Source organism: Arachidicoccus terrestris (assembly GCF_020042345.1).
Taxonomy (GTDB): domain Bacteria; phylum Bacteroidota; class Bacteroidia; order Chitinophagales; family Chitinophagaceae; genus Arachidicoccus; species Arachidicoccus terrestris.
Genome location: NZ_CP083387.1, coordinates 846,458 through 865,252, shown reverse-complemented (window position 1 = coordinate 865,252; position 18,795 = coordinate 846,458). Strand labels below are relative to the sequence as shown.

Genomic DNA, 18,795 nt, shown 5'->3' with positions numbered 1-18,795 from the left:
GGCGATGGCTACTGGTCATCACCGGCGTATAGGGCTACATTCAAATGACCACATCATGACAAAAATACCAGAGAATAAATATTCGGTCACGGGCATAGCAGAGACTCATCCGGGACTGCAGGCGGATACAGGCGTATCTCACACCTTTCACTGGTCCCAGCTGGCGCCACTTCCCAATCGGACAGGGCTTGCCGGGGCATTTATCGGGCTTGCCGGTGACGCGTTGATTTGCGCCGGAGGCGCTAATTTCCCGGATGGCGGCACGCCCTGGAACGGCGGGGTGAAGACCTGGTACGATACGGTTTATGTCTTAGAAACTTCTTCTGCCACCTGGAAGGTTGCCGGCCGGCTCCCCCGTCCGCTGGGATACGGACTGACGGTCAGCTGGAAAAGTCAGATGATTTTAATCGGCGGAAGTAACAGTGAAGGGCATTACAGAACCGTTCAGCGCATAAGCTACCATAAAAATGCTGATGAGGGAATGGTCAGCATAGATACCTTGCCTTCACTGCCTTCAGCCATTGCGCTTACAAGCGGCGCCTTGGTCGGCGATTGCATTTACCTGGCAGGCGGTCAGGCACAACCATCAGATGCGACTGCCACGAATGTCTGCTGGCGGCTTAATCTCAGTGCAGACCGTCCCGTTTGGGAGGTGTTGCCCGGCTGGCCGGGAGAAAGCCGGATGTTAAGCGTTGGCGGCGCATTAGACGGCAAGTTTTATCTATTCAGCGGTACTGCACTTCATGAAGGAAAAAGAACTTATTTAAAAGATGCCTACTGTTATGATCCACATGTCGTATCGGGAAAAGAAAAAGGATGGCGGCGTCTGGCGGATCTGCCCAGTCCTACAGTAGCGGCGCCGGGCCCCGCTGTGGCTATAAAGGGACAGCTTTTCATACTCGGGGGAGACGACGGGGCGTTGGCGGATGAGACAGCGGTATTGAAAGAGCGTCATCCCGGATTTTCCGACCGGATATTCGCCTATGATCCGCAAAGAAATAGGTGGCAGGTTGCCGGTCAGTGTTGGGTGGACAAGAAACCGGATGCGGCAGTCAACCCGAACGGCAGCATTTGGGCACCGGTCACTACCGGCGCCGTTTTGTGGCATGGCGATATTGTGCTGGTCGGCGGCGAAGTTCGTCCCGGTACACGCACGCCTCGTGTGATAATGGGGACCTTACAAGACAAATAAATGGAAGGTATTTATTATTGAGTCAAAACAAACACGCATCAACTAATAACTCGATCATATGGCTAGAACAGCAAAATTACGCTCCGGCACCTTCTCAAATGACCGTTATCCATGGCTGGTGGTGGCTTTACTCTGGGTGGTTGCCTTTCTGAACTACCTGGACCGGATTCTGATTACTTCTATGCGGGATCCGATCGTCCGTGAGTTCACCATCAGTGATGCGGAGTACGGATTGCTTACTTCTGTATTTTTATGGGCCTATGGCGTACTAAGCCCTTTTGGCGGTTATTTTGCCGACCGGTATAGTCGTAAGAAAGTGATTGTATTTAGTGTATTGGTCTGGTCGGCTGTTACGTTATGGACCGGTGCTGCCGCTACTTATCAGGAGTTACTGATCAGCCGGATGGTGATGGGCATCAGTGAAGCCTGTTATATCCCTGCTGCACTTGCCATGATTACGGATTACCATCGTGGTAAGACCAGGTCTCTTGCGACAGGACTGCATATGAGTGGCCTCTATGCCGGCCTTGCTGTAGGTGGTATCGGAGGATATATTGCGGTGAGTTACGGTTGGCGTTTTGGCTTTCACGTGTTTGGCATTTTCGGTATTGTCTATTCTTTATTTTTATTATGGCTCTTAAAGGATGCGCCCCGGGAGAAGCCGTCTCAGGCCCGGGAACAGCCGATCGCCGTGGATGCTACACCACAAAGCACGGGCAAGGTGCAGCTATTGGATGCATTTAAATCTTTACTGGCCATGCGGTCGTTTTATATACTCATGTTATTTTTTGGGGCTTTTGGCGTTGTGAACTGGCTGGTGTATGGCTGGCTGCCCACTTTTCTTAAAACCCATTTTCAACTGGATCTCGGACTGGCAGGTATCTCTGCGACCGGTTATATTCAGGTGGGCTCCTTTATCGGTGTCGTCCTGGGAGGTATTCTGGCCGACAGATGGGCCCGAAAAACGCCTCGCGGGAGAATCAATGTTATAGTGTTAGGTTTTACGGTAGGAGCGCCATTTTTATTTTTAATGGCCTCGACCAGTGTATTTTATCTGGCCATTATTGCCATGCTGATATTTGGCCTCGCCCGCGGGTTTACCGATGCTAATTTAATGCCTGTTTTAAGACAGATCGCTGATGCCCGATACATCGCTACCGGATATGGTGTACTGAATTTTCTGGGAACGGTGATCGGCGGCCTCATGGTGTATATCGGCGGCGCCCTGAAAGACGCCGAGATCAGTCTGTCTTTGATCTACCAGGCGTCTGCCATCTTAATATTGATAGCGGCCTGGCTGCTGGTTTCTTTAAAAATAAAAAAATAAAACCTGAAGTGATAAGTAAACTGTTATACGGGATGTATTTTCCCGGTGTCAAAAAAGCCAGAGGGCTGATGCTGATGATGATCATCATTTGTTTTTCAGTGCTGGATAGTACCGCGGAAATTACGCTGCCCTCGGTGATCGGTAACCATATGGTGCTGCAACAAAAGGACAGGGTGGCCATCTGGGGGAAGGCATCCCCAGGGGCGACGGTTGATGTTACAACTTCCTGGAATCAGCGGCGTTATCAGGCCAGGGTTGGTTCAGACAGTAGCTGGAGGCTGAAGGTTCAGACCCCCGTTGCGGGCGGGCCTTATCAGATTCGTATAGGCGATGGTCAGCAGCGTATCCTGCTAAGTGATATACTGATCGGCGAGGTCTGGGTCTGTTCAGGGCAGTCTAATATGGAGATGCCTATGTGGGGCTTCTACAATCAGCCGGTTTTAGGTGCTAATGATGTGCTGGCGCAGGCAAACAATCCTTCATTGCGGCTGATCCGTTATGAAAGGGCGCTGTCCCGGACACCGGAATTTGACTGCCCTTCTACGGGCTGGCAGGTCTCTGATGCTGAGGTGGCGGGCAAATTCAGCGCCGTGGGGTTTCAGTTCGCGCTCCGGCTACAGCAGAAACTGAATATTCCGGTCGGTATTATCATGTCGACCTGGGGTGGAACGATGATTGAAGGCTGGATGTCAGAAAGCAGCATGAAGCGCTTTCCTTCTGACGATAAAACCGTTAAGCCTGTTGCAGGAAAAATGAATAAGAACGAACCTACTTTGCTGTATAACGCGATGATACATCCCTTTGCCGGTTTTGGTATCAAGGGGATGATCTGGTATCAGGGCGAACAAAACAGGTGTAATCCCAATATCTATGATCAGCTGATGGAGAGCATGGTAGCCGACTGGCGGAAGAAATGGGCAGCGGGAGACTGGCCGTTCTATTACGTACAGATTGCGCCCTATCAGTATCGGGACACGATCGGGCCGGCAGCCCCGCTCCGGGAGGCGCAGGCCAGGGCCAGTCATAGAATCCCTAAATCCGGAATGGTGGTGAGTATGGACGCCGGTGAACCTAATGCGATACATCCCAGGCGGAAAACTGTTATCAGTAAGCGGTTATTATACTGGGCACTGGCTAACGATTACGGATACAAAGGACTGGCTTATCAGAGTCCGGAATATGACGCATTCCAGTCACCGGTGCAGATTGAAGGCGCAAAAGTCCGCGTCTCTTTTACCCATGCAAGTCGCGGTTTAATGACCGATGGCAGCCCGTTAAATGCATTTGAGATCGCGGGCGCCGATCGCAGATTTTATCCTGCACAGGCCAGGATAAAGGGAAAGTTTATTGAGCTGGAAAGTGATCAGGTCAAGGCGCCTGTGGCCGTGCGGTACGGGTTTAAGGATTACGCGGAATGCCACTTATTCAACGTGGAAGGGTTGCCTGTGGCGCCTTTCAGGACAGATAACTGGGCGCTGTAGACAGATAAGGCAAAACTATTTTACTTTAAAAAAGTCAGGGGTATGAAAGATCATGTTGTAGGTATTGATATCGGGGGGTCACATATTACGGCGGCATTGGTAGCTATGGACGTCAGGGAAGTCGTTTCGACATCGATGGTCAGAGAGAAAGTAGACCGGTTCGGAACGGCCGAAGCCATTTTGAACGCCTGGGCCGGAGCCGTAAAGCGCTGTCTGGAAAAGGGCGGCGTCTTTGATCCGGACACAAGGATCTCTGATGCATATGGGCAATTGAATATAGGGATTGCCATGCCAGGCCCCTTTGACTATGAAAAGGGTATTTCCAGGATAAAGGGATTTGATAAGTATGATAGTTTATACGGATTGAATATTAAAGCACTGTTAGCAGACAGAATTGGGATCAACCCGGATTCGATACGCTTAAAAAATGATGCGGCCTGTTTCCTGGACGGAGAGCTCTTTGCCGGTGCGGCTAAAGATGCCGGTGAGGTGCTGGGCATTACGTTGGGAACGGGGTTCGGGACGGCTTTCGGGCGCTGTGGCATTGCGACAGACGCCGCACTGTCTGCGGAGGCTTTTCTGGACGGCCGGGCAGAGGATTATTTTTCTACCAGATGGTTTATTGAGACGGCGAAAGCTGTGGGAGATATAGACATAAATGGCGTTATGGATTTGCGGCAACCGGGCAGGGAAAAAATCGCTAAAATGATCTTCGATATGTTTGCAGGCAACCTCGCTTTATTTTTTCAATGCTATCTTCAAAAATATACAGCTCCCGATCTGGTCGTCATCGGAGGCAATATCGCGCAGGCGCATGTTTATTTTCTTGAGCCGCTGATAGCTAAACTGAAGGAAATGCAAATTGAACTCAATTTTAAAGTAGCGGCTCTCGGAGAATCAGCTGCATTACTGGGGGCGGCCAGCCTTTGGCAGAAAAAACCGGCCTGAGTCGATTTGCATCAGTGAGGGAAGGAGGGGATTGCCTCTTTCCCCGAATCTGCTACTAATCTGTCAGCTTAATTGTTCGGGAAGTCATTCTTCCCTGGCCATCCAGAACGATCCGGTCCGGGTATAATGTAACAGTACCGTAGGAATTCTGGTCCGCCGTTTCCACCATGCCTTCCACAACGATACAGGGAATTGAACCTATATGGCAAAATGCACCCGCATGATGATGACCGGAAATGAGGGCCTTTACGCAGCTGTATTGCCGGATCACGGAAGTGATTTCCTGATCATTGAGGGCGGTTAAGCCGACAGCGCATCCCAGGGGATGGTGAGAAAACACCAGTACATTTTCTTTTTTTCTCTCGGCATTTCTCAGTTGCTGCTCCAGCCACTGCAATTGCTTTTTGCTGATACCTCCATTGTACGGATAACCATTTTTGCCGTTGTTTTCTTTTATTTGCTGCAACATTTGCTGCAGCTCTTTTTCCTTAGGTGTGCCGGAGATGTTTGAATAAGAAGCGACTTCATTTGTGTTGAGCATGATAAAGCGCCAATTGCCCTTGTTAAAGGCGTAATAGGCAGCCGGCATTTGCAGTTTTTTATATAAGGACTGGTTGTCTGTTATATGTGTATAGTCGTGGTTCCCGGTGGTGGTATATACTTTACCCCTATACTTGCTGATCGTAAATAGAACCGTATCCAGATCCTTAGGATTCCGGTCAGTGATATCGCCTAAATTGATGATAAAGGGCAGCTTTTGTTGATTGAACGCGGCAACAGCGGTGTCCAGCTTAGGTAGAGAGTTGCGGTAAAACCTGCTTCCCTGTGGATCGACATTGGCATACTGCGGATCTGCAATAAGCCCGAACCGGATGACCGGGGCGTTAAGCTGCGCATTGACTGTTGATGCGAACAGCGCAAGTATGCAGAGATATATCAGGTGATTTACTTTCATCATAGCTTATTTTTTTAATTGTACGTCGGTTTTTGTATTTTGAAGAGAAGAGTGACCTTGAATCGGGTAAGAACTCTTTCAAAATTAAAAAGGTTGATTCAATTGGGAAAATTATTTATCCCGGGTGCGATTATTTCATCTGTCCCGCCCGTAGGAATGGGTTCCCGTTTACCGATCTTCCTATTGTTCCTTTCGCATTTCAGAGGCACAGTTTATTACCCCTGCTTTCTTTCTTGTTCACGTTTTTTCCTTGTTCACGTTACGTGAACAAGGAAAAAACGTGAACAAAGGATGCGACTATTCCAAAATAAAAACGCCTGATGATTTCCATCAGGCGCCTCTAGTTTGGCCTTTTTCTAGATAAGGCAAAAAAAAATAGCAATTTAGTTGGTTATATTGCTATTTTTTGTGATCTTTATATCTAGTTAAACGACTAGATATGGGATATCCAACTAAAATTCAGATAATAAAAAGAGCAAAGAGTGAGCAATGGTATGTAAATTTTCCAGCTGCCGTGGCTCAGGCAATAGAATTTAAGCAAGGAGAGATTGTTGAGTGGGTGATAGATGATCACCAGCGCCTAGTACTTCAGCGTAGTGATGAATCCGTAAAAGATCTTAAAAAAAAACTCCCCAAAAAGAAGGAGTAGTTGCTTGCTTTAATGAATTATTCGATAGATGTATAACAGCTTTCAAGCAATCCAGAACTTTTCAGAGAGCTCGCGATTTGTCTCACGGAGTTATTTCATGTATTGGACGTTGTACGATAACAGGGATGTTAACAGCAAGTGGGAATCAGTTTAAGGACTGGAGTGCGGCCTATCGAATATTTAAGGGTGAAAGAATGGATATGAATGCAATTTTTTCTGAAGTTAGAAAGGAGGTCGTGTATCAAAATAGAAAGAAAGGCGATTTTATTTATGCACACATGGACGATACCCTGTTAAGGAAGAGAGGGAAGAAAATATCAGGGACCGGATGGCTAAGGGATCCACTTGGCCCCCCGTTTTGTAATAATTTCATTTGGGGCCAACGATTTGTTCAACTCTCTTTATCGCTCATTGAAAAAGACCTCTGCGGTCCATCAAGGGCCATCCCGGTAGACTTCAAACATTGTCCTCCCACCAAGAAGCCGTCAAAAAATGCGACCGACCAGGAAGTAGCACTATACCGGGAAAGACAGAAGAAAGAAAAAATGAGCGAAGTAGGCGTCCAGCGTGTCATAGCCTTGAGAAAGTGCTTAGATGACGATGGCTATAAAAATAAAAAACTTATCCTGAGCGTGGACGGCAGTTACACGAATGGAACTGTTTTAAGGCAACTTCCAGAAAATGTAGAACTCATTGGCCGCATAAGGAAGGATTCAAAAATTTATGCTCTACCAGAAGAGCAACAATCAGGAAAGGGACGTAAACGATATTATGGAGAAGAGCTCCCCACACCAGAACAAATCCGACAAAGCGATGACTATCCTTATCAGCAGGTTGAAGCATGGGCTGCAGGAAAGATGCGTACATTCAATGTGAAAGTTGTAAAAGATATACGCTGGCGAAAATCAGGTAAGAGAGACTTAATGCTGATCATTATCAGGCCAGTTTCCTATAGGCTCACCAAAAAATCAAAATTACTGTATCGTGCTCCCGCCTATTTAATATCAACCAATCAAGAGATAGATATTTTCCTGCAGGTCCAGGCTTATATTAGAAGATGGGAGATAGAAGTCGGCTTTAGAGATCAGAAAACATTAATGGGATGTGGTCAGGCACAAATCCGGGAAAAAACTGCGGTAGCAAAAGTTCCGGCATTTGTATCCGCATGTTATGCTATGATGATACTGGCATCGCACAAACAGCAGCAGTCCAAATCAAAAAAACAACTCCCTGGGCCTAAATGGTACGTAAATATTAAAAAGCAAAGGGTTACTACTGGTGATATTATAAATAGATGTAGAGTTGAAAATTGGGCGCAAAGTGTAAATATTAATTTTTCCGACTTCGTGAACATTGAAAAAAAATTATCGAAGTGCGAAAAAATGGCAAATCCCTCATTTTCCTCCTTCTTTTATGCCAGAAATTAGCCAAACTAAAGACGCCTGATGATTTCCATCAGGCGCTTGCAGCATCATTATTTCTTACGGTCTTTCACCATATATTTATTTTTCCTTCACCGTCTCCTCATTTCTGAAGACAACGATACCGTCAAAGACGTCTACCAGTACAGGGTGGTCTTTGTCGATCTCACCGGCCAGTATTTTCTTGCTGAGCGGGTTGACAATGGCCTTCTGGATAAACCTTTTCAACGGCCTGGCGCCAAATTGCACGTCATAACCGTTTTCTGCCAGATAATCGATCACGTAATCGCTGAAATCGATATGGATACCACCTGCCGCGATCTGTTTTTTCAGCTGTTTAAGCTGGATGTGTATGATATTGCGGATCTCCTTTTTAAGTAGTGGATGGAACATCACGATTTCATCAATACGGTTCAGAAACTCAGGCCGGATATTTTCCTTTAGCAGATTCATGACCTCATCTTTGGCGATCTCTTCTGCTTTATCAATATCATCGCTGTGATTTTCAAACGCCTCCTGGATTAAATGGCTGCCCATATTACTGGTCATGATAATGATGGTATTTTTAAAATTGACCACCCGGCCCTTGTTATCGGTTAAGTGCCCGTCGTCCAGTACCTGTAAAAGGATATTAAAGACATCGGGATGCGCTTTTTCAATCTCATCGAATAATACGACACTATAAGGTTTACGGCGTACGGCTTCTGTCAGCTGACCGCCTTCTTCATATCCTACGTAGCCGGGAGGCGCCCCTACCAGCCTGGAAACACTGTGTTTCTCCTGGTATTCACTCATGTCGATCCGGGTCATCATCGATTCATCATCGAACAGGAATTCTGCCAGTGCTTTGGCCAGCTCGGTTTTACCCACACCGGTTGTCCCCAGAAAAATAAAAGAACCGATCGGCTTTTTGGGATCACCCAGCCCCGCCCTGCTCCTGCGGATCGCATCGGACACGGCAGTAATGGCCTCTTCCTGGCCAACAACTCTTTGATGGAGGTGATCTTCCAGCTGCAATAACTTATCCTTTTCGCTCTGGAGCATTCTGCTGACCGGAATGCCGGTGGCTTTTGCCACATTTTCAGCGATATCCTCTGCGTCTACTTCTTCTTTCAGCAGTCTTTTTTCGGAGATATCAGACAGGAGATGGGCCGTCTGGTCAATGATTTCCTGTTGTTCCTTGATCTTGCCATAGCGGATCTCAGCGACTTTACCATAGTCCCCTTCTCTTTCGGCTTTTTCGGCTTCCACCTTGAGCGTGTCAATAGCTGCCTTGGCATTCTGCATTTTCTCAACGACTTCCTTCTCCTGTTGCCATTTGGCCTTATAGGTATCCCGCTCCACCATCAGGTTCCCGATATTGGTGTTGAGCTCACCGAGCTTCGCCTTATCGTTCTCTCTTTTGATGGCCTCTCTTTCAATCTCCAGTTGACGGATCCTTCTTTCCAATTCATCCAGCTCCTCTGGCATGGAGTTCATTTCCAGGCGCAGCTTGGCGGCACTCTCATCAATTAAGTCAATGGCCTTATCCGGCAAAAAACGGTCGGTGATATATCTGTTAGATAGCTCTACAGCGGCGATAATGGCTTCATCCTTGATCAGCACATGATGATGGGTCTCATAACGCTCTTTCAATCCTCTGAGGATGGATACTGCGTCTTCGATGGAAGGTTCATCCACCATGACTTTCTGGAAACGGCGCTCGAGGGCTTTGTCTTTTTCAAAGAATTTCTGGTATTCATTCAGCGTAGTCGCACCAATGGCTCTGAGTTCGCCTCTGGCCAGGGCAGGTTTCAGGATATTGGCGGCATCCATCGCGCCTTCTCCACCGCCCGCACCGACCAGCGTATGGATCTCGTCGATAAAAAGAATGATTTCCCCATCGCTGGTAGCGACATCTTTGATAACACCCTTCAGGCGCTCTTCAAATTCACCTTTATATTTTGCGCCGGCAATCAGTAGCCCCATGTCCAACCCGTAAATAATCTTCGTTTTCAGGTTCTCGGGCACATCCCCGTTAATAATACGGTGTGCCAGTCCTTCCACGATAGCCGTCTTACCGACCCCCGGTTCCCCCACCAGGATCGGATTGTTTTTGGACCTCCTGGAAAGGATATGCAGCGTCCGGCGGATCTCTTCGTCACGGCCGATGACCGGATCCAATTTGCCGGCCTGCGCCAGTTCATTGAGGTTCTTGGCATATTTTTTCAGAGAGCCGACTTCCTGGGAAGCCGTCTGTGAATTCACGGTACCTCCCTTACGCAGGTCTTTAATGGCGGCGATCAGCCCCTTTTCGGTAAGGCCTGCATCTTTGAGCAATTTGGCTGTATCATCGTTGCCCTGTACAAGTGCCAATAATAAATGCTCCGGATTGATGAATTCGTCTCCGAATTGACTGATATCCTTAGCCGCACGCAAGAGCGTATTGTTCATTTCCCGGCCGACCTGCTGGGCAGGCTCACCGCTGGCGGCCTTAGGCAGCCTGGTCAAAGATTCCGTGGCCTTGGTTTCTGCATAGGGAATATTGATGTCATTTTTCTTTAGCAGAAATTCGATCGTACTTTCCTTTTCATTGAGCAGGGCCAGTAAAAGGTGATTGGTCTCAATATTCAGGTCATTGTTGTTGTAGGCAATCTGTTGAGCTGCCTGAATCAGCTCCTGTGCCTTAATCGTATAATTATTTGGATTCATGCTTATTTAATTCTTTTTGATTTTTTTTTGAGCCGCCTATCAAAGTTAAAGACTCTAATGCTAAACCTGTTTTAAGGTTTGTTCACAGACTCAGTCAGATGCTTACGCTTTTTTAAGGTGACTTTTACTCCAACAACAATAAATATACAAATATGGAAAATGTGCAATATTGGCATAAATTATTGATGCAGACTGTCTTAACGTCAGAAATGCTGTTGTTTTTATGCAATTCTGTCTTAAAGATTATATCTTATTATCAATAAAGTTTACCGCATCAGCAGGCTCCATTGAGACCGTTATGGATCTTTCAAAGAAAACCTTCAGGAGCAGAAAGACACATTAAACCTGAACAGTTAAATCCTATCAAAGTTCGGTTTTTACTGCAGGATTTCTCCTTTGTATTTTTACATGTAAATTTATATAATATATTTATTTTCTTATGCGTCCATTCATATTGCTTTTATGTGTTTCTACATTGCTCGGTGTCGTTTCCTGTAAAAGCAAGGCTAAGAAAAGCCACCAGATAACTGCCAATACCTACTCTGTTATTCAGATCCGGTCCGACACGGCCACATTATATGCCGACTATCCCGGCACCATTCAGGGTATAGAGAATGTAGAGATCCGGCCTAAAATCGATGGATTCATTTCGGGGATCTATGTGGAAGAAGGGGCTTCTGTCCGTAAAGGGCAACTCCTGTTTAAGATTGATGCGCCGCAATATGAGCAGGATGTCAGAACGGCCAAAGCCAATATAAATATTGCCAAGGCAGATGTAGATGCGGCCGTTATGAACGTGAATAAGGTAAAGCCGCTGGTAGAAAAAGGCATTATCAGCGACTATGAGTTAAAATCCGCCAAGTTTACGCTCGAAGCAAAGAAGGCGGCACTCTCGCAGGCAGAAGCGACACTCGAGAATGCAAAAATCAATTTAAGCTATACGTCTATTTATAGCCCTGTGAGTGGCGTGATCGGTATTCTTCCCTTTAAAGTGGGCAGTCTGGTGGGGAGTTCTACCGCTACCGCACTGACAACCGTCTCTAATATCTCACAGATCTACTGTTATTTTTCTATCAACGAAAAACAGGAACTGGATTTCTTTGCCTCAGCAAAGGGAAAGACAATCCAGGAAAAGCTCGCCACCCTGCCACCGGCGATGCTGGTTCTATCTAATGGGAGCATATTCTCCCACAAAGGCAAGGTTGAGTCCGCCAGCGGCTTTATTAATGCCCAGACGGGCGCCGTTAACCTGCGGGCCGTATTCCCCAACCCCAACGGCATCATCCGCAATGGCAGCAGCGCGATTATACGGCTGCCGACCACCATACCGGATGCGATCCTGATCCCGCAAAAAGCGACCTATCAGATTCAGGGTGCCTTGTTTGCGTATAAGGTGGACGAGGATAATAAAGTTTCTTCCGTAAGCATCAGTGTCAACAGGGCCAATAACGGCAAGTTTTATGTCGTCAAAAGTGGTCTGAAGCCGGGAGACCGTATCGTGACTGACGGGATCGATAACCTGAGAGAAAATCTGGTGATTGAACCCAGGATGATCTCTTTACAGCAATCCATCAGCGCAACAGACAAATAAACCATCCGTCCATAATTAAGTCGGGGACGTTATTCTCAGCATTATGTTAAAGTTATTCGTTAAAAGACCTGTTCTTGCTACTGTTATTTCCGTATTGATTGTGATACTGGGCATAATCGGGATTCTTAACTTACCCATTTCCCAATATCCGGATATCGCGCCGCCTACCATTCAGGTACGTGCCAAATACGCCGGCGCTAATGCAGATGTGGTACTTAAAAGTGTGATCGTTCCGCTGGAACAGCAGATCAATGGTGTTGAGAACATGGATTACATTACTTCTACGGCAGGCAATGACGGCTCGGCAACGATCCAGGTGATTTTTAAGATTGGCAGTGATCCCAATATTGCGGCCGTGAATGTGCAGAATGCCGTCGCCCGGGCGACACCACAGTTGCCACAGGAAGTAACACTGGCGGGTGTAACAGTCAAGAAAAGGCAAACCAGTACTTTGCTGGCCTTCTCCGTCTATAGCGAGAATCCTTCCTTTGATCAGACCTTTTTACAGAACTATGCCGATATCAATATTGTACCGGTCATTAAACGTATTCAAGGGGTGGGGGACGCGTCCGCGTCCGGTCAGATGGACTATTCCATGCGCATCTGGCTGAATGCACCTAAGATGGCTTCCTACGGGCTGGTGCCTTCCGATATTACGGCCGCACTCAAAGAACAAAATATTCAGGCAGCACCCGGTCAGTTTGGAGAAAGCAGCAACCAGCCTTTTCAGTATGTGATCAAATATCCCGGTACGCTGACCGATACCAGCCAGTTTGGAGACATCGTTATCAGAAGTGATCTGCGGGGGCGGCTGTTGCGCCTCAGCGATGTGGCCAAAATAGAACTGGGTGCCTATAGTTATCTGACAACCTCTTCTACCAATGGTCATCCGAGCGTATCCATATATGTGAGCCAGGTGGCCGGATCGAATGCCAGGGAGGTGATCCGCCATACGCTGGAGGTGATGAAGGACGCGGAAAAGGCGTTTCCTAAAGGTGTCCATTTTGCCGTTCTGAAAAACGTGGATGCCTTTCTGACGGCCTCGATCGATAAAGTCATACATACTTTTGTCGAAGCCTTTATATTGGTGTTTCTGGTGGTCTTCCTGTTCCTGCAGGATTTCAGGTCCACGCTGATCCCTGCTATTTCAGTGCCCGTGGCTATTATCGGTACTTTTTTCTTTCTGCAGCTCTTCGGGTTTACGATCAACCTGCTGACGCTGTTTGCGCTGATCCTGGCCATCGGTATCGTGGTGGATGATGCGATTGTCGTCGTGGAAGCTGTCCATGCGAAACTCGATGAGGGGTACGTTTCGGGCAGGCAGGCAAGTATAGATGCGCTTGGAGAAATCTCGGGGGCGATTATTTCTATTACGTTGATTATGGCCGCCGTATTTATACCGGTCAGTTTTATCGGAGGTTCTGCCGGCATGTTCTATAAACAGTTTGGGTTAACGCTTGCTATTGCCATTGTGCTGTCCGCCATCAATGCCCTGACGCTGAGCCCGGCACTCTGTGCCCTCTTTTTAAAAAGCCATCACGAGAAGCGGCCCAAACGAAGCTTTTTACAGCGGTTCTATGTGGCTTTTAATACTTCTTTTGAAAAAGTTACCAACCGGTATGTGGAGGCTATTTCATTTTTCAATAAGAAAAAATGGATCCCCATTGGGATACTGGTGGTGTTTACAGCTGCCCTTTATTTTATAGGCCGGTCCACACCCACCGGTTTTGTGCCTAAAGAAGATTTAGGCTCAATCAGTTGTAATATTGCGTTGCCGCCTGCCGCCTCCCTTGAGCGGACAGGTATTGTGACCCGCAAGATCGCAGCGATCGCCGCCACCATTCCGGAGATCCGTGATATCATGCAGGAGACAGGCAGAGGGCGCCTGTCCGGTTCAGGCAATAACTACGGTATGCTGGTGATGTCGCTGGTGCCCTGGAATCAAAGGCACCGGGATGTAGAGGCGATCATTCAGGAACTCTTTGATAAGACAGCCGGTATTAAGGAAGCGGAGGTTAAGTTTTATGCGCCGGCAACGATTCAGGGCTTTGGAACAACCAGCGGTTTCTCCTTTCAGTTGCAGGATAAAACCGGTGGAGATATTGCGCGGTTTTATAAGATCAGTAAAGATTTTTTAAGTGATCTGAGCCAGCGGCCGGAGATCCAGTATGCGACCACCTCCTTTAACCCGAACTTTCCGGAATACCTGATGAATGTGAATGTGCCCAAAGTGAAAAATGCGGGACTGGCCGTAACGGATATCACCAGTACCATGCAAGGTTATTTTGGCGGTGTCTATGCCTCTAACTTTAATAAGTTCGGCCAGCAGTTCCGTGTCGTGGTGCAGGCGTCGCCCGAATATAGAATGACGCCTGAGAGCCTTAATTCTATCTTTGTCCGGACCAAGAGCGGACAGATGGTGCCGATTACAGAGTTTGTCAGTCTGTCCACCGTTTACAGTTCGCAAAGTATCACCCGGTTTAACCTGTTTAATTCTATCAGTGTGAACGGATCGCCCAATGCCGGGTATAGTTCCGGTCAGGCCATTGCCGCAATCGAGCAGGTGGCCCGGGAGACGCTTCCGCCAGGGTTTAGTTATGAATATTCCGGATTGTCCAGAGAGGAACAGCATTCAGGAAGTCAGACGATATACGTGTTTTTGCTTTGCCTGATCTTCGTATATCTGTTATTAAGTGCGCAATATGAAAGTTATGTGTTACCGTTGTCCGTTATCCTGACGATTCCCATCGGTATGTTTGGGGCCTTCTTATTTGTGAAGCTTCTGGGCGTCAGCAATAATATCTATGTTCAGATCACACTGATCATGTTGATCGGCCTGCTGGCCAAAAATTCTATTCTGATCGTAGAATATGCGGTCAAGAGAAGAAGGGCGGGCATGGCCATAACAGAAGCAGCCATCTCTGGTGCCAAAATGCGGTTGCGGCCCATTTTGATGACTTCCTTCGCATTTATTTTTGGCTTATTGCCGCTAATGCTCACTGTCGGAGCGGGGGCAAACGCGAATCATTCCATCGGAACCAGTGCCGTAGGTGGGATGTTGATCGGAACTATATTCGGGGTATTTATTACGCCTGTGTTATTTATTATTTTTCAATCCTTTCAGGAACGGCTGAGAAAAGGCAGAAATGAGCCGGGCGACATATTAGAAACTCAACCTGCTACTTTCATTTCTGCCAGGCAACCGGAAGTGTAAGAAGGGCTGAATAAAGAATCGTTTAAAAAATGCGTAAACATAGCTATTCATCTGTTATTCTTTTTTTACTGGTATCGTTAATGGCCATCAGCGGCTGTAAGTCTGTACTCCAGACCTATCATGCTCCCGATGTCCAGGTAGACAGTCTTTTCAGGAGCAGTCACTTAATATCTGATGATACCGCCCGGATCGGAACCTTGCATTGGCAGGATCTGTTCAAAGACTCCTTGCTGCAGGCGCTGATTCAGGAGGGGATAGATAATAACCTGGATTTAAAAACAGCCTATTCCAGAATCCATCAGGCAGATGCTTACTTGATGCAGAGCCGGATGAATAACTATCCGGAGTTGAATGCCAATGCCAGTATTGAATATGCCAGAAGAGCCAATACGTCCGGGAACCTGAGTCATGTACATCAATATCAGGCGGGCGTGGAAGCCACCTGGGAAGCGGACATTTGGGGTAAACTGAAAAGCGCACAGAGAGCCGATATGGCGGCGCTGTTGCAGTCGGAAGCCTATGCACAGGCGGTCAAGACAGATCTGGTGGCATCTATTGCCAGAAATTACTACACGTTGATGGCCTATGACAAGGAACTGAGCGTTACGCTTAAAACCGTTGAGACGTGGAAGAAAACGGTGGATGTGATGAAAGATCTGAAAAAAGGAGCGAAGGTGACACAGGCAGCTGTCGTGCAAAGTGAAGCAGGATTATATGCGACTGAGGTGTCGATTCCGGATCTTAAAAGAAATATCAGGGAGACAGAGAATGCCATTTGTTATTTGTTGGGGAGAGATCCGGGAAAAATTAAAAGGGACAGTCTGACCGTAAAAGAATTTATTCCATTATTCAAGACCGGCGTTCCTGCCCAGATACTGTCCAACCGGCCGGATGTCAGGGAAGCAGAGTTTAATTTCAGGCGGGCTTTCGAGATGACAAATGTCGCCAGAACGTATTTTTATCCCTCGCTCAGGATAACCGCTAATGGCGGTCTTTCCAGTAATGCGCTGTCCTCATTTTTTAACGGCGGGCCCCTGGTAGGCGGTGTGCTGGGTGGACTGACCCAGCACATTTTCAACAGGCGGGCCAACAAGACGCGTTTAGCTGTTGCCAAGGAAGACCAGTTGCAGGCTTTCTATAACTTTAAGCAGAAGCTGTTGAATGCCGGACAGGAGGTGTCGAATGCCTTATACAGTTACCGGTCTGCCACGGATAAGATCGGTCCCCGTACCATGCAGCTCAATAGCCTGAATAAGGCGGTCGATTATACCCAGGAGCTGGTCCGTAATGATTTTGCAGATTATAGCGAGGTGCTGATTGCCATGCAGAGCCTGCTCGCTGCCGAAATCAGCCAGGTGACGGATTATCTGCAGCGCAATGAGGCGATCGTTAATCTATATGCGGCGATGGGGGGCGGCTGGCAGTAAGCCGGTTTATTGAAACAGGGTCCTGTAGAAATATGGGTTGACGGCATTTTAATTTTTACAAGGCTACAATTTAATTTTTTGCCTTCTGAATTTTACAAACACATTTATACATGAACAACCATGCTTCAGGCAGATAATGTAGTGGCTGATGGCAAAGAGGACGGTTACTCGCCCGGCGTTTTGTTTTTTGAATGCGCTTTCACATAAATATTTGATTTTCTGAATTTTATATTAATTTTCTGTTGATATTAGGCCTTTTTTACATCCATTGACGTACCTTTAGAAGCTTATAGAGACGATTATTAGAACATATCAAGAAAACCAACTAGTAAATGGCAAATGCGCGTATTGTATGGGTGGACGATGAAATGGAAAGCCTCAAGTCACAAAAACTGTTTTTAGAACAAAAAGGCTATGAGGTCATCACTTTCACCAATGGCTTCGACGCAATAGAATACATAAAAGAAAACAAACCGGATGTTGTGCTGCTCGATGAGTCGATGCCGGGCATCAGTGGTCTGGAAACCCTGGCTGCTATTAAAGCGGTCCATCAAAGCCTGCCGGCTGTTCTGGTTACCAAAAATGAAACCGAAAACCTGATGGAGGAAGCCATCGGCTCCCAGATTGCCGATTATCTGATCAAGCCGGTCAATCCCAATCAGGTCTTACTGAGTCTCAAAAAAATACTGGACAATAAAAGACTGGTGGCCGAGAAAACCACATCAGCCTATCAAATGGAGTTCCGGTCACTGTTTATGGCGCTGAGCGACAATCAGGACGCGTCCGGCTGGCAGGAGATCTATAAAAAGCTTGTTTACTGGGAACTGGAAATGGAAAAAAGCAGAAGCCCGGAAATGATGGAAATATTACAGTCCCAGAAACAAGAGGCGAATACAGCTTTCTTTAAATTTATTTCTAAGAACTATACCGGGTGGATTCAGGCAGGTAGCGGCCGCCGCCCCATTCTCAGCCCGGACCTGATGAAAGAAAGAGTGGTGCCACTCTTAGAGCCTGAGATACCTGTTTTTTTTATTTTAATCGACAATCTTCGTTTCGATCAGTGGAAAATGATCCAGCCTTTATTCGAGGAGGATTTTAACATGATCAGGGAAGATACATATTACAGTATTCTGCCCACAGCGACACAGTATTGCCGTAACGCGGTTTTTGCCGGGATGATGCCCCTTGAAATCGCGGATAAATTCCCGCAACAATGGAAAAATGATGAAGAAGAAGGGGGAAAGAACCTCCATGAGGAAGCATTCCTGGCCTCCTTTATCAAAAAAATGCAGAAAAAGGATATCCGCTACAGTTATACAAAGGTTGTTGGTAATCAGGATGCGCAACAATTGGTCAGTGGAATCCATAATCTGCTGATCAATGACCTGAATGTCATCGTTTATAACTTTGTGGATATGCTCAGTCATGCCCGTACTGAAATGGAAGTGTTGAAAGAACTGGCAGGGGATGAGCAGGGCTACCGCAGTATCACCAAAAGCTGGTTTGAGCACAGTCCGCTCAGGCAGGCGCTAAAGAAGATCGCTGACCGAAAAATAAAGCTGGTGATCTCCACAGATCATGGCAGCGTCCAGGTAAAAACGCCCTTTAAAGTGATTGGGGACAAGCAGACAACCAGTAATCTGCGCTATAAGCATGGTAAAAACCTGAATTACAACGCGAAAGATGTTTTAGCCTTTAAAAATCCAAAAGAAGGCGGACTTCCCTTGCCTCATGTCAATAGTTCATTTATTTTTGCCAAGGAGGATGGCTTTTTGTGCTATCCGAATAATTACAACTATTATGTCAATTATTACAAAAACACTTTCCAGCACGGTGGGGTCAGCATGGAAGAAATGATTATTCCCATTATCCAGATGGAAAGTAAGTAAGCGTCTAAAG

At 47.0% G+C, this 18,795-nt stretch carries 12 protein-coding genes; 10 read left to right on the top strand and 2 right to left on the bottom strand.

Going from position 1 to position 18,795, the window contains the following annotated elements:
- Nucleotides 1–55: 55 nt before the first annotated feature.
- Genes K9M52_RS03415 through K9M52_RS03400 form a run of 4 tightly spaced genes read left to right on the top strand, consistent with a single transcriptional unit; the run spans nt 56 to nt 4,948 of the window.
- The gene (locus tag K9M52_RS03415; RefSeq protein WP_224070664.1) at nt 56–1,192 is read left to right on the top strand and encodes a galactose oxidase; all 1,137 of its coding nucleotides are present in this window, start codon (nt 56–58) and stop codon (nt 1,190–1,192) included.
- A 58-nt stretch (nt 1,193–1,250) separates the two neighbouring features.
- Nucleotides 1,251–2,519, top strand: a complete 1,269-nt coding sequence (locus K9M52_RS03410; RefSeq protein ID WP_224070663.1) for an MFS transporter — start codon at nt 1,251–1,253, stop codon at nt 2,517–2,519.
- 8 nt (nt 2,520–2,527) lie between these two features.
- Nucleotides 2,528–4,000: a sialate O-acetylesterase gene (locus K9M52_RS03405; RefSeq protein WP_224070662.1), complete on the top strand. Its 1,473-nt coding sequence runs from the start codon at nt 2,528–2,530 to the stop codon at nt 3,998–4,000.
- Between the two features lie 42 nt (nt 4,001–4,042).
- The gene (locus K9M52_RS03400) at nt 4,043–4,948 is read left to right on the top strand and encodes an ROK family protein (RefSeq protein ID WP_224070661.1); all 906 of its coding nucleotides are present in this window, start codon (nt 4,043–4,045) and stop codon (nt 4,946–4,948) included.
- A gap of 55 nt (nt 4,949–5,003) precedes the next feature.
- Here K9M52_RS03400 and K9M52_RS03395 read toward each other — a convergent pair whose 3' ends face one another.
- Nucleotides 5,004–5,906, bottom strand: coding sequence for a metallophosphoesterase (locus K9M52_RS03395; RefSeq protein WP_224070660.1), 903 nt, complete (start codon nt 5,904–5,906; stop codon nt 5,004–5,006).
- A 436-nt stretch (nt 5,907–6,342) separates the two neighbouring features.
- On the opposite strand from K9M52_RS03395, the gene K9M52_RS03390 reads away from it, so the two are divergent.
- Nucleotides 6,343–6,552, top strand: a complete 210-nt coding sequence (locus K9M52_RS03390) for a hypothetical protein (protein ID WP_119986438.1) — start codon at nt 6,343–6,345, stop codon at nt 6,550–6,552.
- Nucleotides 6,553–6,584: 32 nt separating this feature from the next.
- Entirely contained in the window at nt 6,585–7,979 is a 1,395-nt protein-coding gene (locus K9M52_RS03385) for an IS701 family transposase (protein ID WP_224071853.1), read from the top strand.
- 75 nt (nt 7,980–8,054) lie between these two features.
- Here the strand turns inward: K9M52_RS03385 and clpB are convergent, their stop codons facing one another.
- Nucleotides 8,055–10,664, bottom strand: a complete 2,610-nt coding sequence (gene clpB / locus K9M52_RS03380; protein ID WP_224070659.1) for an ATP-dependent chaperone ClpB — start codon at nt 10,662–10,664, stop codon at nt 8,055–8,057.
- Between the two features lie 439 nt (nt 10,665–11,103).
- On the opposite strand from clpB, the gene K9M52_RS03375 reads away from it, so the two are divergent.
- The 4 genes from K9M52_RS03375 (at nt 11,104) to porX (ending at nt 18,785) form a co-directional block, all read left to right on the top strand.
- A complete protein-coding gene (locus tag K9M52_RS03375) occupies nt 11,104–12,255 on the top strand; it encodes an efflux RND transporter periplasmic adaptor subunit (protein ID WP_224070658.1) in 1,152 nt (383 codons plus the stop codon).
- Nucleotides 12,256–12,298: 43 nt separating this feature from the next.
- A complete protein-coding gene (locus tag K9M52_RS03370; RefSeq protein WP_224070657.1) occupies nt 12,299–15,469 on the top strand; it encodes an efflux RND transporter permease subunit in 3,171 nt (1,056 codons plus the stop codon).
- Nucleotides 15,470–15,498: 29 nt separating this feature from the next.
- Nucleotides 15,499–16,896, top strand: a complete 1,398-nt coding sequence (locus K9M52_RS03365) for a TolC family protein (RefSeq protein ID WP_224070656.1) — start codon at nt 15,499–15,501, stop codon at nt 16,894–16,896.
- Between the two features lie 332 nt (nt 16,897–17,228).
- Complete coding sequence (gene porX / locus K9M52_RS03360; protein ID WP_224070655.1) at nt 17,229–18,785, top strand: T9SS response regulator signal transducer PorX; 1,557 nt, start codon at nt 17,229–17,231, stop codon at nt 18,783–18,785.
- The last annotated feature ends 10 nt before the right edge of the window (nt 18,786–18,795 follow it).

Coding starts and splice junctions, on each gene's coding strand:
- K9M52_RS03415 (WP_224070664.1), top strand. CDS start 56: ATGACAAAAATACCAGAGAATAAATATTCGGTCACGGGCATAGCAGAG.
- K9M52_RS03410 (WP_224070663.1), top strand. CDS start 1,251: ATGGCTAGAACAGCAAAATTACGCTCCGGCACCTTCTCAAATGACCGT.
- K9M52_RS03400 (WP_224070661.1), top strand. CDS start 4,043: ATGAAAGATCATGTTGTAGGTATTGATATCGGGGGGTCACATATTACG.
- K9M52_RS03395 (WP_224070660.1), bottom strand. CDS start 5,906: ATGATGAAAGTAAATCACCTGATATATCTCTGCATACTTGCGCTGTTC.
- K9M52_RS03390 (WP_119986438.1), top strand. CDS start 6,343: ATGGGATATCCAACTAAAATTCAGATAATAAAAAGAGCAAAGAGTGAG.
- clpB (WP_224070659.1), bottom strand. CDS start 10,664: ATGAATCCAAATAATTATACGATTAAGGCACAGGAGCTGATTCAGGCA.
- K9M52_RS03375 (WP_224070658.1), top strand. CDS start 11,104: ATGCGTCCATTCATATTGCTTTTATGTGTTTCTACATTGCTCGGTGTC.
- K9M52_RS03370 (WP_224070657.1), top strand. CDS start 12,299: ATGTTAAAGTTATTCGTTAAAAGACCTGTTCTTGCTACTGTTATTTCC.
- K9M52_RS03365 (WP_224070656.1), top strand. CDS start 15,499: ATGCGTAAACATAGCTATTCATCTGTTATTCTTTTTTTACTGGTATCG.
- porX (WP_224070655.1), top strand. CDS start 17,229: ATGGCAAATGCGCGTATTGTATGGGTGGACGATGAAATGGAAAGCCTC.